The organism is Mesorhizobium sp. WSM4308, assembly GCF_002294905.1.
Lineage (GTDB): Bacteria > Pseudomonadota > Alphaproteobacteria > Rhizobiales > Rhizobiaceae > Mesorhizobium.
On record NZ_NSFW01000013.1, the window covers coordinates 55,536 to 81,590 of the forward strand.

Genomic DNA, 26,055 nt, shown 5'->3' on the forward strand with positions numbered 1-26,055 from the left:
AGAGGCTCCTGAGGAATAGTTTGGCTATATTCCCCTTTATTTCGGGCTTTCACAAGAAAGAAATTCTGCCAATCGCTATGAAAGCGAGTGATTTCTTGCTGAATGCCTAGCCGAGGCGATAGCGGATTTCCGAGCGCAGGAAAGGCAGCAAATCCATTTCAAACCACGGATTCTGCTTCAGCCAGCCGCTGTTGCGCCAGGATGGGTGCGGCAGCGGCAGCACCTTTGCGCCGACGGAATTCTCCCAGATGGCCCGCCAGTCCTTAACCGTCTCCGTCAGCGAGGGCCGGCGCGCGGCGCCCATATGCCAGGACTGCGCGTAGATGCCGATAGTCAGCACCAGGTCGATCCGCGGCATCAGCGCCATCAAGGGCGTGCGCCAGGCCGGCGCGCATTCGCGCCTTGGCGGCAGGTCACCACCCTTGGCATCCTGGCCGGGAAAGCAGAAGCCCATCGGCACGATGGCAAATTTCTCGATGTCGTAGAATTCGTCGCTGGTCACGCCGAGCCAGTTACGCAGGCGGTCGCCCGAAGCATCGGTGAACGGCATGCCCGACAGGTGAACCTTGGTTCCCGGCGCCTGGCTGGCAATCAGGATGCGGGCACTGGACGAAGGCCGCAGCACCGGCCGCGGCTCATGCGGCAGCGGCCTGCCGGCGGGGTTTTCGACGCAGATGCGGCAGGCCCGGACTTCTGCGGCAAAATTGTCCAGTTCCAGGGTCAAGCGGCGGCACTCGGCCGGCTGGAGATCGCCTGATGCCAACGCAGGACATTGGTGCATTCCTCCGGTACGTTGATGCGCGCCGGCTTCATGAAGTCGATGGCGATCAGGCCGGTGATATCGGCGATCGAATAGCTGTCGCCGGCAGCGAATTCCCGCTTCGCCAACTCGCCGTCGAGGATTTTCAGGAACTCCAACGCCTTCGGCTTGTTGGCCTCGCCCCATTCGGGGATTTGTGGGATTTCCCATTCCTTCATGGCCGGATGAATGTGGCGAAATGCCTGCGCGACGCAGCTGAGCAGGTTGAACTCCATCCGTCTCTGCCACATCTCGACCTGTGCCTTGCCGAGCGCGCCGCGTCCGAACAGGGCCGGCTCCGGATGCAACTCCTCGAAATACCGGCAAATAGCGACGGATTCGGTGATGACGGTGCCATCGTCAAGCTCCAGCACCGGCAGGCGCTGCAAAGGGTTGCGAGAGCTCACCGTTTGGCCCTTGTGCTCCAGCGCGCCCATGTCGACGGACACCAGCGGAACCGCGATCCCCTTTTCGGCGAGAAAGACGCGTACCCGCCGCGGATTGGGCGCCCGGCCACCGTCGAAGAGCTTCATTTCGATCCTCCCTTTCCTTCCAAGCCGATACGCTTCACCAGAAGCGAAAAATCTCCCGCACGGCGTCGCCGATCGACGCCAGCGTGCCGTGTTTTCGCTCCACCACTTCGCCGTGATGGCTGTCGCGCCAGTCCTGCGGTTGATCGAACGTACCAGCCCAGATACCGACCTTGGCGGCCCGGGCGGTCGCTTCCTCGCTTTCGAAGTCGCCAAAGGCAACCGCCCAACCCGCCTCGACCTGAGCGCGGTTGAGGTCGGTGCCGCCGGCCTTGCAGTCGCCGAGCAACCGGCCATAGCGATCCCGCTGCCAGCCGCTGCAGGTAACGGGCCTGCCGGCGATCAGGCGCACTAGCGACTGGCGCGCAAGCGTGCCGCAGGCATAGTCGGCGCCGTTCCTGCGGCACGTCTGTGTGTATTCCGGGGCGTCGATGCCGCGCATGCGGATGCGCTCGGTGCCGAGCGTGATCGAGTCGCCATCATTGATGATGGCAGCGCCTTGAGTCTGGCGCGTCTCCACCTGATCGAGGCGCGCCGCCAACAGGATCAGCAGCCCCAGAATGATGATGGCCAGCCCATAGTCCAGCACCTTGCGCCACAGGCTTCTCGGGCGCGGCGCCGCGTACCGCCGGCGCGATCTTGGCGACCAGGAACGGCTCATATGGCAAACGGTTGGTTAATCATTCGAACGTAGCTTAACACCTTGGAACCGCTGCACGCATAAATCGAAGTTTTTGATGCCCTTGCAACGCTCGAACACAGCGGACAAGTTCATTGTGGACCGCAGGAAACGGCATCGCAACAGCGATGTCGCGCGTGCGGTGCGCAAGACGCGCGACCGTCTTTCGCAGCAAGCCGGCAATCCCGATTTCGACCGCGAATTGTTGAAACTCCACGCCGGCGCCATGACAAGCGGCGCCGTGGCGATCCCGCTGTTCGTCCTGGCGATCGCCGCTGGCGGCTGGCTCGCCGGCGTCGGTAATGAGATCGGGCTCTGGGCGTTGTTCACGCTCATCTGCTATACGATCGTCGCCTTCATGGCACGGCGCATCGAGCGCACGGAAGCGTCCGAGCTTAACCCCTTGCAAACGCGACGGGAATTTCTGGTCGGCCATTTTCTTTGCGGCCTCGGCTGGGGCTGGTTCGTCGTGCTCGGCTGCGGCGCCTGCGCTGTCGACCAGTTTCAGGTGGTCAAGGCGGTGGTGCTGCTTTTTGCCATGGCCGGGACGGCGCTCATGGCTTCATCGCTGAGCGGCGCGCTGCTGGCGACTTTTGCCGTGCCGGTGGCGCTCTACGCCTATGTCGGCACCAGGCTGTGGATGCCGGTCGAGGCGGTCATGGCCGGGCTGCTTGTCCTGTCGCTGCCTTTCTTCGTCTATGTCGCCCGTCAGCTCAACCGCGCCTCGCTGATGCTGTTGTCGTTCCGCACCGAAAAGGATGCGTTGATCGCCGAACTGGAGACAGCGAAATCCATGTCGGATGAGGCGCGGCGGCGGGCCGAGGATGCCAATCTGGCAAAGTCGCGGTTCCTCGCTTCGATGAGCCATGAATTGCGCACGCCGCTCAACGCCATTCTCGGCTTTTCCGAGGTGATGGCGAACGAGGTGCTGGGGCCGATGAGCAATCCCACCTATCGCGATTATGCCCATGACGTGCATGATTCCGGCCAGCACCTGCTCGACCTGATCAACGAGATCCTCGACCTGTCGCGCATCGAGGCCGGTCGCTACCAGCTCAACGAAGAGCCGGTGATGCTGCTCAACATCGTCGAGGATTGCTGCCACATGATGGAGTTGAAGGCGCGCAACAAGGATATCCGCGTCATCCAGGATTTCGAACAGACATTGCCGCGGCTGTTCGCCGACGAGCGTGCCGTGCGCCAGATCACGCTCAACCTTCTCTCCAACGCCATCAAATTTACCGCCACCGGCGGCGAGATCCGCGTCCGCGTCGGCTGGACGGCGGGCGGCGGGCAATACATCTCCGTCAAGGACAATGGCCCGGGGATTCCCGAGGACGAGATCCCGGTCGTGCTCTCGGCTTTCGGCCAGGGCTCGATCGCCATCAAGAGCGCCGAACAAGGCACCGGGCTCGGTCTGCCGATCGTGCAAGGCCTGCTTGCCATGCATGGCGGCGAATTCGAGCTGCATTCCAAGCTGCGTGAAGGCACGGAGGCGATTGCCATCTTCCCGCTGAGCCGGGTGATGGAAGAACTGCCGGCGTTGCCAACCGCGGCGGTGGCGGCGCGACGGCGTTAGGCGACCGGCCTCAAAGGGGAACGCGGACCGCAATGACCGCAGACTGGGATGCCGGCAGCGTCGAAATCAAATCGCACCGACTTCGCCTCAAGTTGTTTGCGGCCGTTGATGCTGACGAGGTCTTTGCCGCCATCACGCCCGCAATCACCCGTTTCATGCAGTGGGAACCACCTCGATCATCAACGGCCTTTGCCGAGGTATGGCGATCCTGGTTGGCGCCGATCCTCGACGGATCGGATCTGCATTTTGTTGTGCGCTCGCTGGCGGACGATCGCTGTATGGGTCTTGTCGGCCTGCATGCGGCGAAGACGGCCTGTCCCGAAATCGGAATTTGGATAAGGGAGGACGTCCATGGAAACGGCATCGGCCGGGAGGCCGTCGCCGCCGTGGTGGCATGGGCGTCCGAGGAACTCGATCCGGATGGCTTCGAATATCCTGTCGCCGAAGAGAATATGGCGAGCCGAAGAATCGCGGAAAGCCTCGGCGGCTCGATCGTCGAGACCCGCTCCAATCCGAAATACACCTCGGTCGTCTATCGTCTCCCCAATCCCAGGCGGTGATGCGCCGGGCGGGAAGCCTCTAGATCCGAACCGCCGCCGCCATGCCTGAACTGGTCAGCGCCGCCGCCTTGACCAGGCCCGCGCCAAGTGCCGCCCCCGCCCCCTCGCCATTGCTTATGCCGAGGTCTAGCAGTGGGCGCAAGCCAAGCAGTTCGGCGGCCCTTGCATGCGCGGGCTCCGGCGACAGGCTGGCGAGAAGGCAATGCTTGAGCGCAGCGGGGTTTGCGACATAAAGCACAGCCGCGGCAGCCGTTGCGGCAAAACCGTCGAGCAGCACGGGTATCTTCTGCATCCGCGCGGCGAGAATGGCGCCGGCTATCGCGGCGAACTCGCGGCCGCCGACCCGGCGCAGCACTTCCAGCGGGTCGTCGAGATGGCCGTGGTGAAAAGCCAGCGCCGCATCGACCACATCGGCCTTGCGGACCTGCATCGCCGCGTCGGCGCCGGATCCCGGACCGACCCAGTCGGCACCCCTTCCCTCGAACAGGGCGGCGAGCAGGGCGGCGGCGACGGTGGAATTGCCGACGCCGAGATCGCCGAGGCAAAGCAGGTCGGTGCCGCCCGCGATCGCTTCCATGCCGAAGGCCATGGTCGCCGCGCAGCCGCGCTCGTCGAGCGCGGCATCCTCTGCGATGTCGCCGGTCGGGATATGCAGGGCAAGATCGAACACCTTCAATCCGAGATCATAGGCAATGCAGATCTGGTTGATCGCCGCACCGCCTGCCGCGCAAAGCTCGACCGCGTTGGCGGTTGCCGCCACCGGACGCGGCGAAATACCATGACGGGTCACGCCGTGATTGCCGGCAAAGATTGCCATCAGCGGCCGTGTCACCGCGGGCGGAGCCCGGCCGCTCGAGGCGGCAAGCCACGCCGCGATGTCCTCGATGCGGCCGAGTGAATGCGCTGGCTTGTCGGCCTTGGCAAACAGCGCGCGCACGCGCGCTTCGGCTTTCAGGTCGGCTGCCGGCAGATTGTCGAGCAGGTTGCGAAAATCGTCGAAAGGCAGAGCGCTGGTCATGTCGTGAGCAATCATTCCTGGATTTGGTGAGCGGCATAGCCGCGTTGCGTGATCGGCACAACCTCTCCCAAACATCAGCCTTGATTGCCGCAAAGATGGCCCGGGAAGGCGCGATCGCGAGGGCTTGCATTGGCTTTGCCGTTGCACCATGTGGAGGTGGAAGAGCGGAGTCCGCACGGATCCCTCGAAAGAAAGTCATGACGGCCATCGAATCCCCCTGCATCCTGGTCTGCTCGATCGACATGAAAACCGGCTTCTGCTTCGGTTGCGGCCGCACGCGCGAGGAAATCGGCGCCTGGATGGGGATGACGCCCGAATCACGCCGCAATGTGATGGCCGAACTGCCGGCCCGACTGGAAACGGTCGAGCGCCGGCCGCGCCGCGAAACGCGCCGCACCCGCATGGCGCGCGAACGCGACGTACTCTAAAGCCTTCACCGTTTCACGGAAACGGCGAACCGCTCCAACTCTTTGTTTTAACGCAATTCCTATGGAATACCGTTTTCGCACTTTTCCTGGAATTGCCCTAGCGAGGCACGGATGAGCAGCCGACTGTTCTGGATTCTGATGGCGGTGATCGGCGTTGGAGCGGCCCTGCTCGTGCTCAATGATTCCGCCGGCAGCACGCTTGGCGTCGAGAATTACGATTTTGGCAGGCTGATATGGCTTGGCGCCTTCGGCGCCCTGATCGCCACCGGCCTGCTGCGATCGGGCCGCCCGTTGGGCGACATGGCACGGAATTTCGGCGCCTGGGCGGCAATCGTGCTGGCGCTGATCGCCGGCTACCAGTACCGCTACGAACTGCAAGATGTCGCCAGCCGGGTGACCGCGGGCCTCGTTCCCGGCAGCCCGCTGGCGCTTGGTGTCGAAGACGGCCACGACACGGTGACCCTCGACAAGGCCGACAATGGCCATTTCGAAGCGCGCATCCTGGTCAACGGCAACCCGATCCGGGCCGTTGTCGACACAGGCGCGACCAGCACTGTGCTGACGTCGGAAGATGCGCAGGCCGCCGGCTTCAATCCGGCGGCGCTCAACTACACGATACCGGTTTCGACAGCCAACGGCATGGCGCGCGCCGCCGCGGTGAAGACCGACGCGGTGGCGATCGGCGGCATCGTGCGCAAGGACATGCCGGTGATGGTCGCGGCACCCGGCATGCTGAGCCAAAGTCTGCTCGGCATGAATTTCATTGGCTCGCTGTCGGGCTTCGACGTGCGTGGCGACCGCATGATCCTCAGGGACTGAGCTCAGGCCGCCTTGGCGGCCCTTCCACCGAATTCGACGGCCGCGAAAGCCGTCTTCAGCACGTCGGGCCCGGCACCGGGCCGGTTTGCGTCGGTCGACAGGATCTGGCGGTAGCGGCGTGCACCGGGCAGCCCATGGAACAGCCCGACCATATGGCGGGTAACATGGCCGAGCCGCCCGCCCCGTTCGATGTGGCGCGCCGAATAGTCCGCCATGGCATCGATCAGCCCAGCGAAATCGAACGCCTCGGGCCTTGCGCCGTAGAAGGCTGCGTCGACGCCGGCCAATATGCCTGGCGTGTGGTAGGCGGCGCGGCCGAGCATGGCGCCGTCGACATGATCGAGATGCGCGCGCGCCTCTTCAAGCGACTGAATTCCGCCGTTGATCCCAATGAATTCGTTCGGCTTTTTGGCCTTCAGGCGATAGACCCTGTCATAGTCGAGCGGCGGGATGTCGCGGTTTTCCTTGGGGCTCAGCCCTTCCAGCCACGCCTTGCGCGCATGCACCCACAGGGTGTCGGCGCCGGCCGCGAAAACCCCGTTCGCCAACGCATCCAGCGCCAGCTCCGGATCCTGTTCGTCGACGCCGATTCGGCACTTGACGGTGACGGGGATTGTCACGGTCGCCTTCATTGCCGCGACGCAGTCGGCGACGAGGTCGGGCACCTTCATCAGGCAGGCGCCGAACGTGCCCGACTGAACGCGGTCGGACGGGCAGCCGACATTGAGGTTGATCTCGTCATAGCCGAAGGCTTCGCCAATGCGCGCCGCCTCGGCAAGTTTCGCCGGATCCGAGCCGCCGAGCTGCAGCGCGACCGGATGTTCCACCGCATCGAAACCGAGCAGCCTCTCGCGCGCGCCCTGTATGACCGCGTCGGCCACCACCATTTCGGTGTAGAGCAGCGCATGGCTCGTCAGCTGGCGATGGAAGAACCGGCAATGCCGGTCCGTCCAGTCCATCATCGGGGCCACGGCGACTCTATGATCTTGATTTTTCAGCATTTTTTCTTTAACATCAAATTCTTAGGTCCTAGCGGCCCAACCCGAATTTACGCCAGAATACGACCCTTTTCGCCACGTTTCGATCTCTCAGTGCACACGGAGCGCACACGAAAAAATGGCCACCTACACAAAGCTCTCGTCCGGTTCCTGGCGTGTCCAGGTCCGTCGCAAAGGACGCTACGTCAGCGAGACCTTCCTTCGCCGAGACGACGCACGGCGCTGGGCGACCGAGACAGAGCGCCAGGTCGATCGCGGTGAGACGCCGACCAAGTCCCGCATAGCGCGCCTGAAAACTTTCGGCGACCTCATCGACCTTCATATCGGCGACATGAGCGATGTAGGCAAGTCCCCTCGCCGCTCCAAGGCCGCAGCCCTCAATATGCTGCGAAGACATCTGGGGAAGTGCAACATAGCGGCTCTCGATCGCGAACGGATCATTCGTTTCGGCCGAGAGCGGGCCGTCCAGGGCGCCGGGCCGATGACTCTTGGTATCGACATCGGCTTTGTAAAACTTGTCCTCTCTCATGCTGCGGCGGTTCACGGTCTGCCAGTCAAGGTCGAACCGGTTGATCTGGCGCGTATCGCTCTGACAAGGCTTGGCCTTGTGGGTAAAGGGAACGAGCGAGACAGACGTCCCACCCAAGATGAGATCGATAGGCTCATCGCCCACTTCAATTCAAACCCTCTGCAGATAGCGCCTGTCGGTCGGATCATACGCTTTGCCATCGCTACGGCCATGCGGCAGGAGGAGATTTGCAAGGCGCGTTGGTCTGACGTCGATTCTCGCACGCGGATGCTACTCATCCGCGACCGAAAAGATCCTAGGAACAAGAACGGGAACAATCAGCGCATACCGCCATTCGCCGCAACCGGCTACGATGCGTGGGCTATTATCGAGGAGGAACGCGCAAGGCGCAGCAACGACGATGATCGAATTTTCCCGTTCAATCATAGGTCAGTCGGCACCGCTTTCCGCCGAGGATGCGCTGACCTTGGCATCCAGGACCTTCATTTTCACGACTTGCGGCACGAAGGAACGAGCCGTCTGTTTGAAGCTGGGTTCACAATTGAACAGGTCGCGCTGGTCACAGGGCACAAAGATTGGAAGATGCTACGGCGATACACTCATCTAAAGCCGGAGATGCTTCATACCATCCACGCGACAAAGGCTGCATGATTGTGGTGAGGGGTGGCAGCATCAGTCGGGACCGCGTTGAGCGCTCCATGGACCGAGCAGCTGTTTGAGGACGACTTTGTCATCGTCGCGCATCAGGGCCATCCGATCCTGGCTGCGGAAACCCTCGCGCCGCGCGACATGCCGGGCTTCGAGTGGGCCTTGGTTTCCTCTTCTGGGGATCCGGTCGGACAGGTCGACGATGCACTTCGGCCCTTGGGGCTAATGCGCCGAGTCCTTCTCACGGTTCCGAACTTCCTCCACGTTCCGCAGATCGTCGCCGAAACAGGGCTCGTCATCGCTCTCGGCCGGCGCTTCAGCAAGATGGCGGCGGCACATTGGCCGCTAGGACTGCGCGAGCTGCCGCTGCCTGTTGCTGGCTTCACAGCCAATATGATGTGGCTCGCGCAAAGAGATGGCGACCCGGTGCTCGGCTGGATACGGTCCCTGCTGCGGTCGTCCGTCTTGTCGTCAGAGGGTTTGTTGGAGCTCGGGCAAGATCTCGAAAAGATCGGCAACGATTCCGTAATCGGCGACTTGGAAGATTGGCGCGTTGGCGTCGGTGTTAATCGCCACGATCACCCTAGAATCCTTCATGCCGGCCAAATGCTGTACGGCGCCGGAAATCACTCAGGCGATGTAAAGGTCCGGGGCGACTATCTTTCCGGTCTGGCCGACTTGCAAGTCTTTCGGCGCGTAGCCCGCGTCTACCGCGGCTCGAGACGCCGACGGCGGCGCTGAGCCTGCCGGCGGTCACTTCGGCAAACTTTTCCGGCGAGCCAAGCGCCCGGCCGCTGGAGACGATGATCTTCGCCGCTGCCGAAATGCCGCCGCTGGCAGCATAGGCAGCGACCCAGATCCGGAATTCCGAAATCCGGAGTCAGCCGTCCGGTTACCTCCGACGGCATAAAGCGCCCGGCCGAACCAAGTCCGGCTCAGCACCAGCTCTGCAAGAACCAAGACGAGCGCCCAGAGAAAGACGACCGGCGCCAGGCATCGCCGGCCAAAGCGACTGCGAGAGAATCATTTTCTGGTCAGAAGCGGCAAGAACGAAATCTGTCGCTGGCACGGCTGGATGCGTCTCCATCAAAATCGCGGAATCGATCTTATCCGCGACGACTTTGTCGCTAAGATCGGCTTGTGCCCTCATTCTGCGAGCGCTCCACGTGTCCGCAGAAATCTTGCCAGACCCTCGACGAAGGCGCGCACCTTTCTAGGAACATAGCGATTCGAAAGATAGACGGCCTGAATGACCTGTGGCTCGTGCCGCCAATCGGGAAGCACGCGTTCAAGTGTGCCCGACGCAATCATCGGATCCAGAAGGACGTCATGGACGAGTCCAATACCCATGCCTGCGACGATCGCCTCGCATATAAGATGTGAATTGTCAGATCGGAGTACTGGCTTTACGAGAACTTCCGTGACCTCTGCGGATCGCGTCAGACGGATCTGTTCGGCGCCTTCTAGATACGAGCGTACGACGTAATCGTGATGCTTCAGATCCGCAGGATGGCTCGGCCGTCCATGCCCATCAAGATACTGAGGCGTCGCCGCGAGACTGCGCTTCAGTAGCCCTATCTTTCGCACGATCAGCTGACTTTCCGTAACCGGTCCCATCCGAACCGCGAGATCGAGACCGTCGGCGGCCAGATCAACGAAGCGATCGGAGAGTGAGACGTCCAAATCGATGCCCGGGTGCTCTTCCCTGAACTGAAAAAGGTATGCGCCCAGAATTTGGGTCCCAAAGCTAACAGGCGCGCTAACGGCCAATCGACCCGTGATTCCTGCGTCTAGATCACTGACGATCTGGTCGGCTTCCTCCATGCGCTCCAGTACGCCTCTGACATGCTGCAGATAAAGAGCACCCGCCTCCGTCAAAGCAACTTTTCGCGTTGTTCGATCGAATAACCGAGTCTGCAGCTGGGTTTCTAAAGCCCGGATTTGCTGGCTTACGGCAGACTGCGCGCGCTGAAGATCACGAGCCGCAGCCGAAAAGCTGCCGCTTTCTGCGACGCGCACGAAACAGGACAACATCGAAAGACGATCCAAGGTGGCGGTCCCATTTATAAGTAGCCGAGATAAATGTTATCAAGTTTGGCGGAATTAATCAGCGGCGATAATCGCGATATAGCACTTCAGCCAATCGTCCGAAACTTCCAGGAGCTGACATGTCTATCTCACGTCGAAACCTTTTCGCCGTCTCTGCCGGCCTCGCTTCGCTCGCCGTTCTCCCCGGCTCCCCTGCCGCTCTTGCCGCAGTTCCCCTTGCCGCAACCCCGGTGCCCGGCGTGATCCGCCGGAAGGTCGGAAAGATCGAGGTGACCGCTCTTCTTGACGGTTATATGGAAATGCCCGCCACCCTATTCAAAGCACCGGAGGAAGAAGCTGCCCGCCTCGCCCGCGAACAATTCCAGCCGCCCTCGCCGCGCTTGAGCCCGGTCAACGCCTATCTAATCAACTTGGGCGACCGCCTTGTGCTGATCGACACAGGGGCAGCTGATCTCTTCGGTCCAACGCTCGGAAAGGTGTCGCAAGCACTTGCCGCGGTCGGGGTCAAACCCGAGCAGATTGATGCGGTCCTGCTCACCCATATGCATCCGGATCACGTTGGCGGCGCCATCGATCCGCATGGGAAGGCCGTGTATTCAAACGCGGAGCTGATTGTTTCGGGAGCTGACTTTCGCTACTGGCACGACGAGGGCGCTCTTGGCCAGGCTCCAGCAGCATTCAAGCCATTTTTCTCTGGAGCTCGCGCCGTCGCCAAAGCTTACCAAAAGCGTCTGACACAGTTTTCCGATGAAACCGAGGTATTCGGCGAGCTAAGGACCGTGCCGCTCCCCGGCCATACACCCGGCCACACCGGCGTTATGGTCCGTTCCGGAGACGATGCCCTCTTCATTTGGGCCGATATTGTACACCATGCCGCATTTCAGTTCGCCCATCCCGAATGGGGTCCTGCCTTTGACGTTGATGGAAACCAAGCTGCAGCGTCCCGCAAGCGCGCGTTTGACCAGGCAGCTTACGATCGCATCCTTCTAGCGGGGATGCACATGCCGTTTCCCGGTTTTGGCCACATCGCTTCCGAAAATGGCAGCTACCGTTTCGTGGCCGCCGAATGGCCGTACGCGCTGTAGCTGCAACCCAAGTTGGACGGATCGCTGGCGAAATCTACGCGAGTTCCATCCGCCAGACCGCTAACATTGCGCCTCGCCTGGCACGTTGAGGTTAGCTGTCATTGTCGAAGCCACGGACTGAGGCACGAGAACCTACCCGTCAGACGAGTCAGCGGTCAGGATTGTTTCGAAGAAGCAGCCCGGGAAGCTATTTCGCTGCGACGGCGGCAATGTCGTCGACGGCCAGACTGCCGACGCGATGCGTCATGGCGCTAGGTGAGGCGTCTAGTCTAGTCTCTGCTGGGGGCGTCCGGCTTGCAGAAACAGTAAAAAGGGGGCGGGCCTGGCGTCGGTTGCTGCTGCAACTTTCGGCCCATTTCAGATACTTGACCCGATTCATCGAGCGGCCTCCGTCACGCGTCCGTTCCCTTTTTGGATGAACCAACCATGTGCGCGGTGTACGACGCGCGACTAACCCGCCTTTAAAGGTGCATAAACGAGCAGCCCGCCGCCGCCGAACGCAATCCAGGCAAGATCGCGGCGTCGCACCGCGCGCAGGCCGGCGACCAGCTCTCGCCAGAGCAATATCAGGACAAGCCTGTCGTGCCGCATTGGTCCGTCAGCATGTTTCCGATGTTGAAATAGGTCACGGCAATTGTGCCGCGAGTGCGGCGACCGCTCATCCGCCGCCGGCCGGCTTCGCATTGACGTTCTTCATGGCGGCAAGCAGATAATCCTGGACCGTTGCCTGAAGATTGGTCGTGGCGGCGCGCACCGCGGCCATCGCCTGCCTGACCGCCGCTTCGTCGAAGGGTCGGGCCTGCTCGGCCGCCGCAAGGTCGGCGCGCGCCGCGCGCAGCTGCCGCAGCGCTTCGAACGTGCGGGCGCGGTTGTCGCGCATGACCGCACGGAACTCCTTGCGCACCTCAGGTGAATAGGCGCCCGCGACCTCCGCCAGCAGCCCGCGCGCAACGGCCGCCTGGCGCAGGCCATGCGTGGCATAGCCAATGAAGAAGAAGTTGAGGGCAAGCGACAGCGCGAGCACAACCAGCACGGCCGCCCAGGTCCATGATCGCCTGGTCATAGCGGACCCCCCTCGCCCGGATCGGCCGTGATCGCCGACCCTCCGTCATCTGCAAGCCTGGCGCCCGCAGCGAGCGCCAGAAGTTCGGAATCCTGGGACTGGTCCTGAAGGCGCGCCACCTGGTAGCCGGCTACCGTCGCGGCGACGAGGACAGCGGCGGTGCAAGCGGCGAGGCCCGCCGGCGCGACGAGGACGCGCGGCAGCAGGGACGGACGCCGAGCGGGGCGATCGATGCGCGCCATCACGTTGCGCGCCAGGGCGCGATCGTCGCTCTCGACCAGCGCGGCCTGCCGCACGAGCCTGTCGAGCGCCGCGTCGGCGCCGGCATCGCCTTCCAGCGCCATGAATGCCAGGGCCGGGCCTTTCAAGGACGCCGGCCAGGCGTCGATGTCGTCGCCGAAGCGGCGCCGGTTGTTCTCGAATTCCTCGCGTGTCATGAGGACTTCCTTTCGCGGCCCCCGGCCGCATCTGCCAAATGATCCCTGAGCGCGCGGCGTCCGCGCACGAGCAACTGCTCGACCGAGCCCGCGCTGGCGCCCATCACCTCGGCTATCGCCGCGATGTCAAGCTCGCCCACCGCCCGCAGAAGCAGCGCCATCCGCTGGCGCTCCGGCAGGCGCGACAGGCCATCGCGCACGATCGCCAGCTCCTGCCTTGCCGCCGTCGCAGTCTCGGCATTCGCTTCCAGCGCGGCCGGCTCCTCGCCGATGTCGTCCAGGCCGAAGAAATTGCGCAGCGCGCGGCGCCGGCGCTGGTCGATGCACCGGTTGGCCGTGATCCGGTAGAGCCATGTCGAGGCGCGCGCCCTGCCGGGATCGAAGCGCGCGGCTTGTTTCCAGACGGTCACGAACACCTCCTGCACCACGTCCTCGGCATCGGCCGCATGGCCGAGATAACGCGTGGCGAATGTCCGCAGCCCACGGCCGTGACGGGCCATGAGCGCGGACAAAGCCGCCTGGCTGCCCGCGGCGATGCGGGCCAGAAGCTCCTCGTCGCCATTGGAGGCTTCATCCCGCACGGCGGCGGGCACCGGTCGAGGAGCCCCCGGCGGCGAGGGAGAAGTCTGCGACGATCCGGCTCGGGAGAAGAACGAATTCCGACGTCAAGTCCACCACCAGATATCAGCGGCGCCAACGGCGGAAGCCGTGAACCGTGTTGCCGTTCGGGCCCGTGAAGCTGCCGACAGAACGGCCGCCAAACGGTCCGGCCGCGCTGTAGCGCTGACCTGAAACGGTCTTGCCGTTCGGCCCGGTGGCAGAATAGCTCCTGGAGCAGTGGTCAACAACGCCGGCCTTGCAGGTTGAATTGGACGTGTAGGTGCCGCCGTTCGGTCCGGTGCGCGTGGTCGAGCCGGTGTAGATATTGCCGTCCCGGTCGACGCTGCGGCTCAGTTCGCCGCCATGCGCGGTCTTGCGCGTCCACTCCTCGGCGGAGGCTGGGGAAGCGGCCGACCAGACGACCATCGCGCCAAGGCAAAGCAGCGGAAGTTTGAGTCTTGAAAGCATGTCATTTCCTTTCTGGCAGGCAGGTTGGTCAGTTGGCGTGAGCAGCCACGATCTTGCGGATCGCCGCGATCTCGTCGGCGGAGAGCCTGCCGTCGCCATTGCGGTCGGCGAGATCGAAGAGCGGCGTGCTGGCCTGGAACTCGCTCTCGGTGACCTTGCCGTCGCCATTCCTGTCCATGCGCCGCCAGCGATTGCCGAGGCGGGCCTCGGCTGCCAGGGCGCGGTCATCGATGGCCTGGCGGGCGGTCTCGATCTCGTTCTCGTCGATGACGCCGTCGCCATTGCGGTCGAGCCTTTTGAAGAGACGTCCGCGGGCGGCGAGCATCTCGTCCTTCGAGATCGCGCCGTCGCCATTGGTGTCGAGGCGCTGGAGGATGCGCTGGCCGGGCATGTCCTGCGCCGCGGCGGCGCAGAGCGGCGTGAGGCCGAGAAGCAGGCCCGCAAGGATCGCTGAGCATTTCATGGGTGGTTCCTTTCGATTGTGACGTCGCGGGGGAGCGACTGTCGGCCAATACGCAGCCCGGTTCGTGCTCCTACGCCGACGTCCGGATTTTTTTGGCGGCCGCCATACCGCGGTGCCCCGTGCATCGACCTTCCGAAAAATTCGAAGACGGCGCGTAGGAGCCGGCGAACTCTTGCGTAGGAGACGCTGCAAGGACGGTCCGCGGCGGGCCGTCGATTTCAGCGGAGACACCCAGATGACCAAGATCGTGACCGCCTTTGCGGGGCTGCTTCTGTGCGGCTGCAGCGCATTCGCAGCCGACCAAGGCGCCAGGGAGGCGTTCCGGCGCATCGACACCAATGGCGACCGAAAGCTCGAATTCAGCGAGATCCAGGCAGCGCGGGCGCTGATGTTCGACCGGCTGGACGCCAACCACAATGGCGTGCTCGACCCCGACGAGGTGCAGGCGGCCATGGCACAGGTCAAAGCGAAGCGCGACGTGCAGGCCGCACGGTTCACGGGGCTGCAGGCCGAGGCGGGGCGCATGGACCGCAACGGCGACGGCAAAATCTCGCGCGACGAATTCACGGCCGCCATTCCCGACCGGCTGCTGCAGGCAGACACCGACGGCGACGGCGCGCTTTCGATTTCCGAACTGCGGGCGCTGAAGCGCCCGTGATCCATGCCAAACCAAATCAGAGGAGACTATCGATGAAGAGAATGATCACTGCTTTCTGCGGCCTGATGCTCGGCGCCGTGATCTTGGCCTCGCCGGCCGAGGCCATGCCGCTTGCGGCGCCGGCAGTTCCGGCGTCCGTGACCAGCCAGGCAACGCCGGTCTGGTACCGGCGCGGTTTCTACGTTGTCGGCGGCGCCTATTACTACAATGGTTACCGGGGTTATTGGCGTGTACGGCCCGGCTACCGCTACTACAACGGCTATTGGTTCCCGGCCGCCGCCTTCGCGGCCGGCGTGGCGGCCGCCACGGTAGCGCCACCGCCGCCCCCCGCGGCGCGCCTGGCGGCCGCCCATGTGCGCTGGTGCTTTGACCACTACCGCTCCTACCGCGCCTGGGATAACAGCTACCAGCCCTATGACGGCCCTCTACAGCAATGCCGGTCGCCCTATAATTGAAACGCGGCGCTGCCGTCATCGACCCCGGAAGGAGGCTCGCCCATGCAGAACCGCTCCATGCCTGCCAATACGGTCATACCGGTGCTTGCTTACCCAGATGTGGAAGCGGCGAGTCGTTGGCTCTGCGAAGCCTTCGGATTCGAATTGCGGCTGACGATCGGCAATCATCGCGTCCAGCTCGGCTGCGGCGACGGGGGCGTCGTGGTCACGACCCTGAAGAGCGGCGGATCCGCGCTGTCGCCCGGCGACGAGGGATTCTCGGTGATGGTGCGTGTCGAGGATGTCGATGCGCACCACCGCCGCGCGATGCGCCGCGGCGCCATGGCGCTGACCGCGCCGACGAGCTACCCCTATGGCGAACGGCAATATTCCTGCCGCGATCTCGCCGGCCACGCCTGGACTTTCTCGCAGACGATCGCCGATGTCGCGCCCGAGGAATGGGGCGGCAGAACCGAGCGTCACGTCTCAACGGATTCAGACGACACGCTTTAAGCGTTGTTTTGACGTATGCCGCTGCCTGCATGGGCGCAAAGCTGTCGTTGGGAATACTTAGGCGCTCGTGCTGACGCGCGCTATCAGCAAGGCACACGTGCCAGAGGTCGACACCTCTTATCCGAAAATCGAATCTACTGACCCACCTTGTCCATAAGCAAATGCAACTCGGGCTGCGGCGCGATCCAGAAAGTTCGAAAAGCTTCCAAGAACCCCAGGCGAATTGGATGCGCTCTGTGGCTTGGTCTCCGTGACATCCATCTAACAGTATCCGCTGGTGGAATTTCTCTCGGCATCGCTCAAAATTGCGGTATACGACAGATGCGTGGGGCGAGCTTTATCCCTATCGTAGGAGCTGATACTTGAGCGATCAAAACGAAGCCCAAACGGCCGATCTCGTCGGGCTGACTGCAGACATTGTCTCTGCCTATGTAAGCCAAAATCCACTACCCGTTGCTGCGTTGTCAGATCTCATCGCGTCGATCCATTCGTCACTGACAGGCCTTGGCCAGCCGAATGTGGCCGAGCTGCCGAAACAGGAGCCAGCCATCAATCCGAAACGGTCGGTAGCGCCGGACTACATCATCTGCCTCGAAGACGGGAAGAAATTCAAATCGCTAAAACGGCATCTCTCGGTACACTACGGACTCTCTCCGGATGAATATCGCGAGAAATGGGGATTGAAGCAGGATTACCCTATGGTTGCGCCGAATTACGCGGCTCAAAGATCAACACTTGCGAAGGCGGCGGGGCTAGGACGCAAACCGCAGCCGGTCTCTGCTAAAAAAGTCCCTGCCAAGCGCAAGTCCAGGGCCTAGTAGAGACAAGCTTCTGGACCGTCCCACCTTGGGCGCTCTGGTTTTTCGACCAAAACGACCCACCGGCGACGTGCCGGGGGCGCACCACCTTATACCAGGCGCTCTTCGACGTTTAAATTCTCGACTGAGCATCGCCGATAGTAGAAGAGTGCTTCCTCGATAGTGGGTCTCGGAATGTAGCGGTCTACCGACTCGAACCCCAGAATTCGTATTGCTCAAGTTCGCATAGCTGCGGATAGAGACATCGAACTTCCATCATAAGCGAACGCAATTCACCTGGAGGCGCAAGGCAGAAAGTTCGAAAAGCTTCCAGGAACCCCCAAATTGCAGAACCGCTTTTGGGGTCGCAAGCGGATTGACGGGTTCGGGGCTAGACCTGAAAAGCCGACGGATGCTCCCAACATGTCTCGGTCGTCAACTTCCGAACATGAGGACAACGGTATCGCTGGATGCCAGAACCGCTGCTATCACACCTTGAAAGTGCCCGCATCCGCTTTGGCGTCGACGTCGGTAATCAACATATGCCCTGGCGATACCGTGATCGAGATCGCGAGTTCGGCGCGAGCAAGTGCATCTTGCGCGGTCAGGCTGCTGGCCCAGAACACTGGGACCTCCCCTTCCAGGATTTCGACCGCATCGCCCCAATCGGGAGCGGTCAGATCTCTTACTCCGATAATCGATGGATCTCCGACATGGATGGGAGAACCGTGGGCAAGCGGGAAGCGTGCGGTGAGGGCGCGAACCTTGTCGACATCGCAGCGTCTCATGGGACGCATGGACACGACCATCTCGCCACCAAAAGGTCCCGCGCCGCGCGTCATGATCTTGGTCCGAAACTTTGGGAGGGCTTTGCCGTGGCCGATGCTGCGGAGCTTGACGCCCTTTTCCACGAGGGCCGCTTCGACGGTAAGCGCACTGCCGAGCGCGAAGGCGGCAAAATCGTCCCGCCAAAGGTCGATGATATCTGTCCTCTGACGGATCACCTCCCCAAAGTGATAGATATTGTATTGCGGAGCATCGGTGCGGATATCGATATCGCCTAGCGCTGGAAGCAATGGGCTGCCGGCGCGGCTTACCGCGACCAAGGGGCAGGCTTTAGGGTTGCGGACGCAAAACTGATGGAAATCGCTTGCAAAGCGACGGGACACAATCACGACGTTCGCTTGAAGCTTGCCTCTTGCAAGCCCTCCTGTGCGCCCTTCATATTCGCCCGTCCTGACCAGTGTCCGCAGTTTGTCTGCATCGACTAGCCGCAAATTGTCATAGAACAATGAAGTGACTTGGCGAGGCATGGTTTCCGAAAATACGCACGTTTCAGGAAAGAGTGTAGGATCATGGCGACCTAGCGGATTGTCAAATCAACAGAATCTTTCCTCGTCGATAAATTGTATTTATTGCTTAGATGGCAAAGTCTAAGTTATTAGCAGTTTTGCATAGACATACTGACTCTCACTGACAATCGCGGCAGCCGATCGCTTCGATCTGCCGGCCCGCTTCGTGCAGAAAGGCGAGATCGCGATTGATGTAAGAGAGAAGGAAAGCCGCGTAGAGGACGAAGACGAGGCTGAAGACCAATGTCTTGACGACCAGCGAAAGCGCAAAAACATTCAGGTGCGGTGAGGCACGCGCCAGGAAGGCCAGCACAATATCAGACAAGAGCATGCTGATGATGAGCGGGAAAACGAGGGTCAGCGCCATCACCAGGATGCGGTTCATGAGATCGAGAAAGATTCCAGCCGCGTCCTTGCTGAACACAGGCAGAAGATGATCGATCGGCCAAAGACCATAGCTGTCGTAGAGGCCTGTCAACGAAAGCTGCAGGCCGCCGGCTGCAAGGTAGATCGTGACCATGATGATGGCGAGCAAGGTGCCCGTGGCCCCTGTCTCATGGGTCATCATCGGATCGATCAGCGCACCCATCGAGGAGCCGCGCTGCAGATCCAGTATATCGCCCGCCGCTTCCGCCGCCCAGAACGGTATGCCCATCGCCAGCCCGAGTGTCACCCCGACCACGACCTCCTTGAGCATGTACAGCACGATCATCGTCATCGGCAGATCGGTGGTCGTCAGCTTGCTCACGATCATCGGAAAGACCGGAACCGCCAGCGCCAACGCAACACCATTGCGCAGAAGCCCTGACAGGGGCACACGCGAAAAAAGCGGCATGAGCAGCATGAACCCGGTCATGCGCGCGAGCGCGAAAGCACCTGCCAGAAGATAGAACTGGAGCTCTTTGACCGAGGTGAAGAGCGGTTCGACCGGCATCCTCGTATCTCAGCGGGTGACGATGGGAAACTCGTCCAGCGCGGTCGACGCCTGTTGCGCAATCTGCTGCGCGAGCAATGGACCAAAGACGATGATAACCAGAAGGATGACGACGAGCTTTATCGTCTGCGGCAGCGACTGATCTTGAATCTGTGTCAGTGCCTGGGCAAGGCCGACGAGCACGCCGACGGCCAGTGCCGCGACGATGGCCGGGCTGGAGGCCAGCAAAACCGTGAGAAGCGCGCCTTGGACCTTCGCCAGAATAAAATCATTGCTCATGCGAAAACCCCCGGCGGCGTCATGAGTAGCTCAGGATGAGGCCATGCATCAGCCGCGACCAGCCGTCTATCGCGACGAAAAGGAACAGTTTCAGCGGGATCGAAATCAGGACCGGCGAAACCATGATCATGCCGAGCGTCATCAGCACGTTCGCAACGACGATATCGATGATCAGGAAAGGCAGATAAAGTAGGAAGCCGATCTCGAAGGCACGGGTAAGCTCGGATGCGACAAAGGCAGGGACAAGGATTGACAGGTCGTCGTCCTTGAGGTTTTGCCGCGCCTGTTCCGGCCAAAGGCGGTTCGTTCCGTCGAGAAAGAATTGCCGCTCCTGCGGCTGGGTGAACTTCATGAGGTGGCGCTGCAACGGCTCCCTGACGAGTTGTGCTGCCCTGGCAAGGTCATCCGTCGTCTGGAACTGCACCTGCCCTTCCTGAAGCCGGCTCGACATTTCGCTCAGCAATGGCGTGGTGACATAGACCGTCAGCACGAGCGCTATGCCATAGAGCACCAGATTGGGCGGCATCTGCTGAACGCCGAGCGCGTTGCGGATGAGGAACAGCACGACCGATATCTTCAGGAAGCCCGTCATCGTGACGACTGCCAGAGGCAGCAACCCAACCACACCGACGGCGATAAGGATTCCAAGCAGGTTGGGCGAGTTATCAAGCATTGTCGAACATGCGCAGGACCCGCACGCCCAGGCTTTCTCCGATCCGCGCGATCTCGCCGCGGCCGACACGCCTGCCATTGGCAAGGATGTCGACAGTCGCCTCGGTTACCTCGACGAGCGGAATGATGGCGCCGGGCGCAAGCTGCCTTACTTCTCCAAGAGGCATTGCCGTGCGGCCGACCTCGAAGGCAAGGACGACCGGCAATTCGTCCAAAGTCGATTCTTCCAAGGTGTCCGGCGGCGGCGTATTCTGGTTCATGGCCCACTCCCAGTTCGATCCAGTGATTGCGGTCGGCGCGGCAAGCAATTGCGGGCCGCCGGCGGTCAGGCCCACCGGCGCGAAAAGGCGCTCGGCAATGATGAGCGTCGCCACGCCCTCTTCCGCCGTGTCGTCGAACAGCACCACATCGTCAGCCTGCAGGCTTTGAAGCTCGCCAATGGTGATCGCAAGCGGACCGCGCCAAAGACGGACCGACAGCGGAAATTCGGCCGGGATCGGCGGCCTGGTTTTGCCGAGCTCGTCGAGAAGGCGGCCGATCCGTACCGGCAGACCGGTGTCATTCGTCGTCAGGACGCAGCCTATGGTGTCATCCTTGTCGGTCAGGGCGAAAGCGAATGGAGTTTCCCCCGAAACGGCATCTGCCGGTGCCAGCGAGGTGATCGCGATCTTCTCGCCCAGTCTGGCCTCGATATATTCGAGATCGTCTTCGAACGTGGCCTCCAACAAGAGCGCGGCGTGGGCCGGCGCAAGCCGTTTCATATCGACCGCCCCGTCGACCCTGGCGAGACCTCGCTCGACAACAGAAAGCGGCAGGCGCAATTGCCCGGCCATGTCCCCGACAGTGAAGCCAACAGCGCATAGCGGCTGGTTCGCGGAATTCAGCCCCGGCCAGGCGGCCGCGATCGCCATGGCCTTCCCGGCAATCGTGATCTGCGCGGCAGTGCGGCGACGGTAGAAGGCGTTCAACGCCCCGACATCCGCGGTCGCTACGGTTGCTAAAGTCAGTGGCTCTCCGCTGCTCGACTGTGCCGCCGCGCGTTTCGCCGGTTTTGCCCGCGCTTTCGTTCTTGCCGGCGCGAAGTCTTGAGGCATCACATCCATATCAATCACGGATTGGGCTATCGTTCTGTGGACAAGCGCGGCTGGCCGCGCTCCTCTTCCTCGGAAAGCTCGGCGAGGGCCTGGCGGCGACGCGCGTTGCGTTTGGCCAATTGCTCCGACAGCCTGTCCAGCTTGGTCACAGCCTTGATGCTCGCACGGTGGTCGTTGCGGGCTGCCGACAGCTCGACTTTCCGTCGCTTCTCGACGACGCCGGCCATTTTCTCGCCTTCCCGCAACTGCCCGGTTTTCCTGGCGTCGACCTCGAACCGTCCCTGCAGCCGGTGGAGGCTGGCGGCATTCACCGGCTGCCCGACCAGCGCATCGAAGGCCGCATCCTCGGCGTTAGCAGTGCGCAGGAGGTGTTCCGTGACGGCCGCGGCCGCCTCCTGAACTTCCCTCGCGGCCTGGTTGGCGGCGGCGCGCCTTATGATCACCTCTTCCTGTGCGCGCTCCTGGCGGCGGCGTCTGAGGTCGCGCAGTCGAGCGATCATGTCAGGCTCCTTCATCGACGATCTCCCGCATGCGCTGGCGTGTCCCGTCGATGGTCTCATATGTTGCGGACGGCTGGCGCAGGAAGGCGTTGATGGCATCGATCTTCGCTACCGCCTCGTCCGCCACGGCATCGCTGCCCTTTTCGTACTCGCCGACGCGCAGGAGCAGTTCGATGTCGGCATAGCGGGCGAGCAGTTCGCGCAAGCGGCCGGCGTCAGCCCGATGTGCCGGCGGCACGACGGCATCCATCAGGCGGCTTCGGCTGCGCAGGACGTCGATGGCGGGAAAATGGTTGCGTTGCGCAAGCTCGTTCGACAGGAAGACGTGGCCGTCGAGCAGCGCCTGGATTTCCTCGGCGACCGGATCCAGCGTGCCGTCGCCTTCCAGGAGAACGCTGTAGAGGCTTGTGATGGACCCGACTCGACCGGGGCCTGAGCGCTCGAGCAGACGCGGCAGGACCGCAAACAGCGAAGACGGGAAACCACGGCGCGTCGGCGGCTCGCCCGAGGCCAGGCCGATCTCGCGCTGCGCACGCGCAAACCGCGTTATGTTGTCCATCGCAAGCAGCACATGCTTGCCCTGATCCCGAAAAAATTCGGCTATTGTTGTCGCCACATAGGCGGCCTTGACACGCTCGATGGCGGGCCGGTCCGAAGTTGCGACGACGACGATCGCCCGCTCGCGCCCTTCCGATCCAAGCTGGTGTTCGAGGAATTCACGCACCTCGCGCCCGCGCTCGCCAACCAGGGCGACCACGGCGACATCGGCGTCGGTGCCGCTGACGATATCGGAAAGCAGGATGGACTTGCCGACGCCTGGCTCGCCGAAGATACCGACGCGCTGCCCGCGTGCGCAGGTGAGCAGCCCGTCGAGGGCGCGGATTCCGAGCTGGATCGGCTCGGAAATCAGACTGCGCTCCAGCGGGGATGGCGGATAGGCATTGACCGGATAGCTGCCGACAATGCCGTCCGGCGAAAGCGGCTTGCCATCCAAAGGTTCGCCGAACGCGCTGATCACCCGGCCCAGAAGGCCGGGGCCGACGGGCACCAGCTGGTCCTTCCCGGTCGCAACGACTTCGGTTAGGCTTGAAAGCCCGGTCAGATCGCCCAGTGGAACAAGGACCGCCATCTCATCCATGAGGCCTACGACTTCCGCCTTGGTCGTCCGGCCGGTTCTGGGGTCGACCAGCTCGCATATCTCACCGATCCTGGCTTCTTCGACGGTCGCATGAATGACCGTTCCGGTGACCCGCCGGACACGTCCTTTGCGGGGACGGCTCGAATCGTCGCGAAGGCCAGAACGGAGGTTTGGAATGATGGACGCCAGACGGCTTTCGATATCGATGGCGGAACCTGTCATGCCGGCGCCTCGGCCCTTGACCGGATTGCGGCGGCGACGGCATCGAGCTGGGCGTCGATGCTGGCGTCAATGACGGCGATATCGGTCGAGAGGATGCAGGCCGCCGGCGCCAGCGCATCATCCGCATCGATTTCAACCATCATGCCCAGATCGCTGTTGCGCAAGACCGTGTCCAGCTCCTCGCGGACCCGGTCCACCGAAGCGGGATGGACACGGATTTTCAGATATCTGGCACGGCGAATTTCGGTCACGGCCTGTCCAGCAGCCCTCGCGACAAGCGTGCCGACGTCGAACTCCCCCAGAATTCGCCTGACGACCTCGAGGGCGAGCCCGGTGACTTCGGCCTCGAGCCCGCCGAGATAGCGATCCACCTTGACTGCCGTTTCGCTTATCAGCCGGCTGGCATCCGCGTCGCCTTGCGCCTTGCCGTCCTCATAACCCTGAGCGTATTCGGCTGCGTAGGCGCGCCGGGCGGCTTCGCGCATTTGCTGGGCATCACGCCTCGCGGCATCGAGAAATGCATATCCATCCTGCCAGGCCCGCGCTTCAGCGGCGCGCAGGATGCGGGCATAGGGGCGCCTTGGTATTTCAACGGTCGCGGTGTCCGCTTCGGCCATCGCGCTAACCCATCGCTCGCCGCACAATTGCCGGACCGGCCTCGATGAACGACTTGGCGGTCCGGTCGACGAATTCGTGCGGCATGAGCTTGATGCGGACGCGCGCGCCTGTCTCGCGGGGCATCGCCTGGCACCATCCGCCAAGGCAGCTCAAACCATCGGCATAGACACGACCGCGGATATCCTCAAGCGGGTGCAACGGCCGCGTTGGACCGGCCAGATCGCGATTGGCAACCGCAAAAGTGCAGAGATCCGCGCCCAGCGCAGTCTGCAACGCATCGGCTTCGCGCCCGTCAATGGCGGCGGCAAGATTGCCGGCCCAGTAGATCGCACCCGAGCGAAGAGCTAGGTCCTCCAATTCCTCGCCCGACGACAAGGCAATCGCCCGATCCACGTAGTCCGACGGTTCATCGGTCGCGCAAGAGAGCCGGTAGTGATCGAGCAGAAGCTTCGACAACCGCTCATGCAGGCGTTGCGACTGCAACATGCGCTGGCACGCAGCTTCGCTGATCGCATCGTCAAAGCATTCGGCGAGTCGGGCCGCGTCCGCATAGGATGCGAGGCTAGAGATGAAGGCCTGCCATTCCGGGCTGGCCGCTTGCTCCGAGCCGGCCCCGGTCATGCCTTCCTCGCGGGGATTGCGGAAGCTTCAAGGGCGTAGACATTAGGCCGTCGGTACCACTGCAGGTACGCCAACCGGGCGGCCAGCGCGAGTATCGCGGCCGCCATGCCGTAGAACAGCCACATCGCCGCCGCCACGCTGTCCGGATGCAGCCAGAGACCAAGGAAAGTTATGAACCCTGGCTCAGATTCCTGCTCCGGGGCGGTCGCGGCGACCGAAATGAGCGTGACGGAGACATTGTCGTAGGTCAGCCCGGCGATGCCCTTGGCCACCAGCATCTTGACCTGCGGGATCAGCTCGTTCATCGGCACCGATGCGCGATGCCTGATGAATACCGACGCGGACGACGGCACCAACTGCTGCCTCAGCGGATCATTCTCGGGCAGGACCAGGTGAACCCGCGCGGAAAGCACGCCGTCGATTTCGGAGATTGTCTGCGACAGCTCCTGGCTCAGGCCATAGATCATCGTTGCCCGCTCTTCCACCGGCGAGGATACGAGCCCGCCTCTCTTGAATACGTCGCCGAGCGTCTGGAATTCCTGTTTGGGTAGACCGCTTTCGTCGAGAAGGGCCATTGCCTCGGCAAAGCGGCCCTTCTGCACCGAAACCGTCATCTTGCCGTCCTTGCCGGCCTCGCGCTGGGCCAAAATCCCGTGACGCATTAGCGTGGCCACGATTTCGTTGGCCTGCCGCTGATCGAGGTTGGAATAGAGTTCCACCGAACAGGCCTGGAGCATCAGCATGCCGGCGACGACAAGCGCCACGCGGCACCGTGCGGCACATCGATTGAACAGCGCCGACCGTCGCGACTGGAACAATTCGGGCACGAGCATTCCGCGGCGCCTACTGTTGCTTGATCAACGTGCTGGTGGACGACGTCACGGCCTTCACGCTGCTGGTCACGACTTCCAGATTGGCTGCTGCCCACATCACCGAAATGGATCGCTCGAGCAGGTGCTGGGCATTCTTTGCCGGCGCATTTTCGGCTTCCTTGCCTGCCGGGGCGGCATCCGGCGTGGCGGCGGTTTCGGCTTGCGCCGGGATGTTCGCCTTGCCAAGGGCCTTTTGGACCTGCTGCATGGTTCCTTCCAGCGACTGGACAGCGGAGCCGAACAAGGCCGAGGGATCCGTGGCCGGGCCCCCTCCGGTCTTTTCCACCTCGGCCAGATAGTCGAAGAGTTTGCGCTCAACGATCGGCTCCGTCCTTCCCGGTTTTGAGGACTGTCCAGCCATTGCCGGACTGGCGCCGGACGATGCCTGTGCCACCTGCTGACCCGCGCGTGCGGCGACATCACCGCGCTCAGGCGTGTTGACCTTCGCGGCGTCGTGCTTTTCCTGCTTGGCTCCGACCATTCCGTTGCCAGGCTGCGCTGCAGCGCCGGCGGTGATCTGCTGTTGTGAGCTTATGCTGGTGGTCAAGTTTGCAAGCGTAGCTTCCAGAGCTCCAATCGGCGCGATTTGCATAGACCTG

Annotated in this window: 32 protein-coding genes and 2 pseudogenes; 11 read left to right on the forward strand and 23 right to left on the reverse strand. The window is 62.5% G+C overall.

All coding sequences use genetic code 11. The features are described 5' to 3' along the window. Positions 1-106: 106 nt before the first annotated feature. Genes CK227_RS23140 through CK227_RS23150 form a run of 3 tightly spaced genes read right to left on the reverse strand, consistent with a single transcriptional unit; the run spans position 107 to position 1,990 of the window. Positions 107-781, reverse strand: a complete 675-nt coding sequence (locus CK227_RS23140; protein ID WP_095774415.1) for a uracil-DNA glycosylase family protein — start codon at positions 779-781, stop codon at positions 107-109. Continuing rightward, positions 721-1,332: a glutathione S-transferase gene (locus CK227_RS23145; RefSeq protein ID WP_095774414.1), complete on the reverse strand. Its 612-nt coding sequence runs from the start codon at positions 1,330-1,332 to the stop codon at positions 721-723. Before CK227_RS23145 ends, CK227_RS23140 begins: the two co-directional genes overlap by 61 nt. Before the next feature lie 34 nt (positions 1,333-1,366). Continuing rightward, positions 1,367-1,990 (reverse strand): thermonuclease family protein, encoded by a 624-nt coding sequence (locus CK227_RS23150; RefSeq protein WP_095774413.1) that lies wholly within the window; start codon positions 1,988-1,990, stop codon positions 1,367-1,369. Between the two features lie 76 nt (positions 1,991-2,066). On the opposite strand from CK227_RS23150, the gene CK227_RS23155 reads away from it, so the two are divergent. Both CK227_RS23155 and CK227_RS23160 read left to right on the forward strand, forming a co-directional pair. After that, a complete protein-coding gene (locus tag CK227_RS23155) occupies positions 2,067-3,587 on the forward strand; it encodes a HAMP domain-containing sensor histidine kinase (RefSeq protein ID WP_095774412.1) in 1,521 nt (506 codons plus the stop codon). Between the two features lie 32 nt (positions 3,588-3,619). Further along, on the forward strand, positions 3,620-4,147 hold the full coding sequence (locus tag CK227_RS23160) for a GNAT family N-acetyltransferase (protein ID WP_095774411.1): 528 nt from the start codon (positions 3,620-3,622) through the stop codon (positions 4,145-4,147). Between the two features lie 19 nt (positions 4,148-4,166). On the opposite strand, the gene CK227_RS23165 is transcribed toward CK227_RS23160, so the two are convergent. Next, positions 4,167-5,165 (reverse strand): nicotinate-nucleotide--dimethylbenzimidazole phosphoribosyltransferase, encoded by a 999-nt coding sequence (locus tag CK227_RS23165; RefSeq protein ID WP_095774410.1) that lies wholly within the window; start codon positions 5,163-5,165, stop codon positions 4,167-4,169. 197 nt (positions 5,166-5,362) lie between these two features. Here CK227_RS23165 and CK227_RS23170 point away from each other — a divergent pair, with 197 nt between their 5' ends. After that, positions 5,363-5,593: a DUF1289 domain-containing protein gene (locus CK227_RS23170; RefSeq protein WP_064988667.1), complete on the forward strand. Its 231-nt coding sequence runs from the start codon at positions 5,363-5,365 to the stop codon at positions 5,591-5,593. 111 nt (positions 5,594-5,704) lie between these two features. Next, positions 5,705-6,412, forward strand: coding sequence for a TIGR02281 family clan AA aspartic protease (locus CK227_RS23175; protein WP_095774409.1), 708 nt, complete (start codon positions 5,705-5,707; stop codon positions 6,410-6,412). Positions 6,413-6,414: 2 nt separating this feature from the next. Here the strand turns inward: CK227_RS23175 and dusA are convergent, their stop codons facing one another. Further along, positions 6,415-7,413, reverse strand: a complete 999-nt coding sequence (gene dusA / locus CK227_RS23180) for a tRNA dihydrouridine(20/20a) synthase DusA (protein WP_095774408.1) — start codon at positions 7,411-7,413, stop codon at positions 6,415-6,417. A 115-nt stretch (positions 7,414-7,528) separates the two neighbouring features. On the opposite strand from dusA, the gene CK227_RS23185 reads away from it, so the two are divergent. Together CK227_RS23185 and CK227_RS23190 are read left to right on the forward strand one after the other, a co-directional pair. Continuing rightward, a complete protein-coding gene (locus CK227_RS23185; RefSeq protein WP_095774407.1) occupies positions 7,529-8,590 on the forward strand; it encodes a site-specific integrase in 1,062 nt (353 codons plus the stop codon). 12 nt (positions 8,591-8,602) lie between these two features. Continuing rightward, positions 8,603-9,034, forward strand: a pseudogene (locus tag CK227_RS23190) (LysR substrate-binding domain-containing protein); the annotation flags it as partial. A gap of 24 nt (positions 9,035-9,058) precedes the next feature. Here CK227_RS23190 and CK227_RS23195 read toward each other — a convergent pair. Both CK227_RS23195 and CK227_RS23200 read right to left on the reverse strand, forming a co-directional pair. Further along, a pseudogene (locus CK227_RS23195) lies at positions 9,059-9,404 on the reverse strand (FAD-binding protein); the annotation flags it as partial. 329 nt (positions 9,405-9,733) lie between these two features. Beyond that, a complete protein-coding gene (locus CK227_RS23200) occupies positions 9,734-10,636 on the reverse strand; it encodes a LysR family transcriptional regulator (RefSeq protein ID WP_142875980.1) in 903 nt (300 codons plus the stop codon). A gap of 119 nt (positions 10,637-10,755) precedes the next feature. On the opposite strand from CK227_RS23200, the gene CK227_RS23205 reads away from it, so the two are divergent. Continuing rightward, the gene (locus CK227_RS23205) at positions 10,756-11,721 is read left to right on the forward strand and encodes an MBL fold metallo-hydrolase (protein WP_095774405.1); all 966 of its coding nucleotides are present in this window, start codon (positions 10,756-10,758) and stop codon (positions 11,719-11,721) included. A gap of 658 nt (positions 11,722-12,379) precedes the next feature. On the opposite strand, the gene CK227_RS23210 is transcribed toward CK227_RS23205, so the two are convergent. The 5 genes from CK227_RS23210 to CK227_RS23230 all read right to left on the reverse strand — a co-directional run bounded on the left by CK227_RS23210 (position 12,380) and on the right by CK227_RS23230 (position 14,752). After that, positions 12,380-12,784 carry a periplasmic heavy metal sensor gene (locus CK227_RS23210; RefSeq protein ID WP_095774404.1) on the reverse strand — a complete coding sequence of 135 codons (405 nt, stop codon included), beginning with the start codon at positions 12,782-12,784 and terminating at the stop codon, positions 12,380-12,382. Further along, the gene (locus tag CK227_RS23215) at positions 12,781-13,221 is read right to left on the reverse strand and encodes a hypothetical protein (RefSeq protein WP_095774403.1); all 441 of its coding nucleotides are present in this window, start codon (positions 13,219-13,221) and stop codon (positions 12,781-12,783) included. The genes CK227_RS23210 and CK227_RS23215 overlap by 4 nt, the downstream gene beginning before the upstream one ends. Further along, positions 13,218-13,814 (reverse strand): sigma-70 family RNA polymerase sigma factor, encoded by a 597-nt coding sequence (locus CK227_RS23220; protein WP_095774402.1) that lies wholly within the window; start codon positions 13,812-13,814, stop codon positions 13,218-13,220. The genes CK227_RS23215 and CK227_RS23220 overlap by 4 nt, the downstream gene beginning before the upstream one ends. 91 nt (positions 13,815-13,905) lie before the next feature. After that, positions 13,906-14,289 (reverse strand): hypothetical protein, encoded by a 384-nt coding sequence (locus tag CK227_RS23225; protein ID WP_095774401.1) that lies wholly within the window; start codon positions 14,287-14,289, stop codon positions 13,906-13,908. A gap of 28 nt (positions 14,290-14,317) precedes the next feature. Continuing rightward, positions 14,318-14,752, reverse strand: a complete 435-nt coding sequence (locus CK227_RS23230; protein WP_095774400.1) for an EF-hand domain-containing protein — start codon at positions 14,750-14,752, stop codon at positions 14,318-14,320. Between the two features lie 235 nt (positions 14,753-14,987). On the opposite strand from CK227_RS23230, the gene CK227_RS23235 reads away from it, so the two are divergent. From CK227_RS23235 to CK227_RS23250, 4 genes are all read left to right on the forward strand, one after another. Further along, the gene (locus tag CK227_RS23235) at positions 14,988-15,410 is read left to right on the forward strand and encodes an EF-hand domain-containing protein (RefSeq protein ID WP_095774399.1); all 423 of its coding nucleotides are present in this window, start codon (positions 14,988-14,990) and stop codon (positions 15,408-15,410) included. A 32-nt stretch (positions 15,411-15,442) separates the two neighbouring features. Beyond that, positions 15,443-15,865, forward strand: a complete 423-nt coding sequence (locus tag CK227_RS23240; protein WP_095774398.1) for a BA14K family protein — start codon at positions 15,443-15,445, stop codon at positions 15,863-15,865. A 42-nt stretch (positions 15,866-15,907) separates the two neighbouring features. After that, positions 15,908-16,357, forward strand: coding sequence for a VOC family protein (locus CK227_RS23245; RefSeq protein WP_095774397.1), 450 nt, complete (start codon positions 15,908-15,910; stop codon positions 16,355-16,357). A gap of 362 nt (positions 16,358-16,719) precedes the next feature. Further along, a complete protein-coding gene (locus tag CK227_RS23250) occupies positions 16,720-17,175 on the forward strand; it encodes a MucR family transcriptional regulator (RefSeq protein WP_095774396.1) in 456 nt (151 codons plus the stop codon). Between the two features lie 467 nt (positions 17,176-17,642). On the opposite strand, the gene CK227_RS23255 is transcribed toward CK227_RS23250, so the two are convergent. The 11 genes from CK227_RS23255 to CK227_RS23305 form a co-directional block, all read right to left on the reverse strand. After that, positions 17,643-18,467: a DUF1445 domain-containing protein gene (locus CK227_RS23255; RefSeq protein ID WP_095774395.1), complete on the reverse strand. Its 825-nt coding sequence runs from the start codon at positions 18,465-18,467 to the stop codon at positions 17,643-17,645. A 157-nt stretch (positions 18,468-18,624) separates the two neighbouring features. After that, positions 18,625-19,440, reverse strand: coding sequence for a type III secretion system export apparatus subunit SctT (gene sctT / locus CK227_RS23260; RefSeq protein WP_095774394.1), 816 nt, complete (start codon positions 19,438-19,440; stop codon positions 18,625-18,627). Positions 19,441-19,449: 9 nt separating this feature from the next. Next, the gene (locus CK227_RS23265; RefSeq protein ID WP_095774393.1) at positions 19,450-19,719 is read right to left on the reverse strand and encodes a flagellar biosynthetic protein FliQ; all 270 of its coding nucleotides are present in this window, start codon (positions 19,717-19,719) and stop codon (positions 19,450-19,452) included. 19 nt (positions 19,720-19,738) lie between these two features. Then, positions 19,739-20,392: a type III secretion system export apparatus subunit SctR gene (sctR, locus tag CK227_RS23270; protein ID WP_095774392.1), complete on the reverse strand. Its 654-nt coding sequence runs from the start codon at positions 20,390-20,392 to the stop codon at positions 19,739-19,741. Beyond that, the gene (sctQ, locus tag CK227_RS23275) at positions 20,385-21,359 is read right to left on the reverse strand and encodes a type III secretion system cytoplasmic ring protein SctQ (protein WP_179296502.1); all 975 of its coding nucleotides are present in this window, start codon (positions 21,357-21,359) and stop codon (positions 20,385-20,387) included. The genes sctR and sctQ overlap by 8 nt, the downstream gene beginning before the upstream one ends. Positions 21,360-21,511: 152 nt before the next feature. After that, a complete protein-coding gene (locus CK227_RS23280) occupies positions 21,512-22,000 on the reverse strand; it encodes a hypothetical protein (RefSeq protein ID WP_095774390.1) in 489 nt (162 codons plus the stop codon). Further along, complete coding sequence (locus CK227_RS23285) at positions 21,987-23,345, reverse strand: FliI/YscN family ATPase (RefSeq protein ID WP_095774389.1); 1,359 nt, start codon at positions 23,343-23,345, stop codon at positions 21,987-21,989. Before CK227_RS23285 ends, CK227_RS23280 begins: the two co-directional genes overlap by 14 nt. Further along, the gene (gene sctL / locus CK227_RS23290) at positions 23,342-23,962 is read right to left on the reverse strand and encodes a type III secretion system stator protein SctL (protein ID WP_095774388.1); all 621 of its coding nucleotides are present in this window, start codon (positions 23,960-23,962) and stop codon (positions 23,342-23,344) included. Before sctL ends, CK227_RS23285 begins: the two co-directional genes overlap by 4 nt. A 4-nt stretch (positions 23,963-23,966) precedes the next feature. Next, on the reverse strand, positions 23,967-24,584 hold the full coding sequence (locus CK227_RS23295; RefSeq protein ID WP_095774387.1) for a SctK family type III secretion system sorting platform protein: 618 nt from the start codon (positions 24,582-24,584) through the stop codon (positions 23,967-23,969). Continuing rightward, positions 24,581-25,348 (reverse strand): type III secretion inner membrane ring lipoprotein SctJ, encoded by a 768-nt coding sequence (sctJ, locus tag CK227_RS23300; protein WP_245318215.1) that lies wholly within the window; start codon positions 25,346-25,348, stop codon positions 24,581-24,583. The genes CK227_RS23295 and sctJ overlap by 4 nt, the downstream gene beginning before the upstream one ends. Positions 25,349-25,427: 79 nt before the next feature. Beyond that, the gene (locus tag CK227_RS23305; RefSeq protein WP_143750516.1) at positions 25,428-26,048 is read right to left on the reverse strand and encodes a hypothetical protein; all 621 of its coding nucleotides are present in this window, start codon (positions 26,046-26,048) and stop codon (positions 25,428-25,430) included. Positions 26,049-26,055: the final 7 nt, after the last annotated feature.

Bases quoted from the DNA above. Each gene is read 5' to 3' on its own strand.
- CK227_RS23140 (WP_095774415.1), bottom strand. From the start codon at position 781: ATGCACCAATGTCCTGCGTTGGCATCAGGCGATCTCCAGCCGGCCGAG.
- CK227_RS23145 (WP_095774414.1), bottom strand. From the start codon at position 1,332: ATGAAGCTCTTCGACGGTGGCCGGGCGCCCAATCCGCGGCGGGTACGC.
- CK227_RS23150 (WP_095774413.1), bottom strand. From the start codon at position 1,990: ATGAGCCGTTCCTGGTCGCCAAGATCGCGCCGGCGGTACGCGGCGCCG.
- CK227_RS23155 (WP_095774412.1), top strand. From the start codon at position 2,067: ATGCCCTTGCAACGCTCGAACACAGCGGACAAGTTCATTGTGGACCGC.
- CK227_RS23160 (WP_095774411.1), top strand. From the start codon at position 3,620: ATGACCGCAGACTGGGATGCCGGCAGCGTCGAAATCAAATCGCACCGA.
- CK227_RS23165 (WP_095774410.1), bottom strand. From the start codon at position 5,165: ATGACCAGCGCTCTGCCTTTCGACGATTTTCGCAACCTGCTCGACAAT.
- CK227_RS23170 (WP_064988667.1), top strand. From the start codon at position 5,363: ATGACGGCCATCGAATCCCCCTGCATCCTGGTCTGCTCGATCGACATG.
- CK227_RS23175 (WP_095774409.1), top strand. From the start codon at position 5,705: ATGAGCAGCCGACTGTTCTGGATTCTGATGGCGGTGATCGGCGTTGGA.
- dusA (WP_095774408.1), bottom strand. From the start codon at position 7,413: ATGCTGAAAAATCAAGATCATAGAGTCGCCGTGGCCCCGATGATGGAC.
- CK227_RS23185 (WP_095774407.1), top strand. From the start codon at position 7,529: ATGGCCACCTACACAAAGCTCTCGTCCGGTTCCTGGCGTGTCCAGGTC.
- CK227_RS23205 (WP_095774405.1), top strand. From the start codon at position 10,756: ATGTCTATCTCACGTCGAAACCTTTTCGCCGTCTCTGCCGGCCTCGCT.
- CK227_RS23210 (WP_095774404.1), bottom strand. From the start codon at position 12,784: ATGACCAGGCGATCATGGACCTGGGCGGCCGTGCTGGTTGTGCTCGCG.
- CK227_RS23215 (WP_095774403.1), bottom strand. From the start codon at position 13,221: ATGACACGCGAGGAATTCGAGAACAACCGGCGCCGCTTCGGCGACGAC.
- CK227_RS23225 (WP_095774401.1), bottom strand. From the start codon at position 14,289: ATGCTTTCAAGACTCAAACTTCCGCTGCTTTGCCTTGGCGCGATGGTC.
- CK227_RS23230 (WP_095774400.1), bottom strand. From the start codon at position 14,752: ATGAAATGCTCAGCGATCCTTGCGGGCCTGCTTCTCGGCCTCACGCCG.
- CK227_RS23235 (WP_095774399.1), top strand. From the start codon at position 14,988: ATGACCAAGATCGTGACCGCCTTTGCGGGGCTGCTTCTGTGCGGCTGC.
- CK227_RS23240 (WP_095774398.1), top strand. From the start codon at position 15,443: ATGAAGAGAATGATCACTGCTTTCTGCGGCCTGATGCTCGGCGCCGTG.
- CK227_RS23245 (WP_095774397.1), top strand. From the start codon at position 15,908: ATGCAGAACCGCTCCATGCCTGCCAATACGGTCATACCGGTGCTTGCT.
- CK227_RS23255 (WP_095774395.1), bottom strand. From the start codon at position 18,467: ATGCCTCGCCAAGTCACTTCATTGTTCTATGACAATTTGCGGCTAGTC.
- sctT (WP_095774394.1), bottom strand. From the start codon at position 19,440: ATGCCGGTCGAACCGCTCTTCACCTCGGTCAAAGAGCTCCAGTTCTAT.
- CK227_RS23265 (WP_095774393.1), bottom strand. From the start codon at position 19,719: ATGAGCAATGATTTTATTCTGGCGAAGGTCCAAGGCGCGCTTCTCACG.
- sctR (WP_095774392.1), bottom strand. From the start codon at position 20,392: ATGCTTGATAACTCGCCCAACCTGCTTGGAATCCTTATCGCCGTCGGT.
- CK227_RS23280 (WP_095774390.1), bottom strand. From the start codon at position 22,000: ATGAAGGAGCCTGACATGATCGCTCGACTGCGCGACCTCAGACGCCGC.
- CK227_RS23285 (WP_095774389.1), bottom strand. From the start codon at position 23,345: ATGACAGGTTCCGCCATCGATATCGAAAGCCGTCTGGCGTCCATCATT.
- sctL (WP_095774388.1), bottom strand. From the start codon at position 23,962: ATGGCCGAAGCGGACACCGCGACCGTTGAAATACCAAGGCGCCCCTAT.
- CK227_RS23295 (WP_095774387.1), bottom strand. From the start codon at position 24,584: ATGACCGGGGCCGGCTCGGAGCAAGCGGCCAGCCCGGAATGGCAGGCC.
- CK227_RS23305 (WP_143750516.1), bottom strand. From the start codon at position 26,048: ATGCAAATCGCGCCGATTGGAGCTCTGGAAGCTACGCTTGCAAACTTG.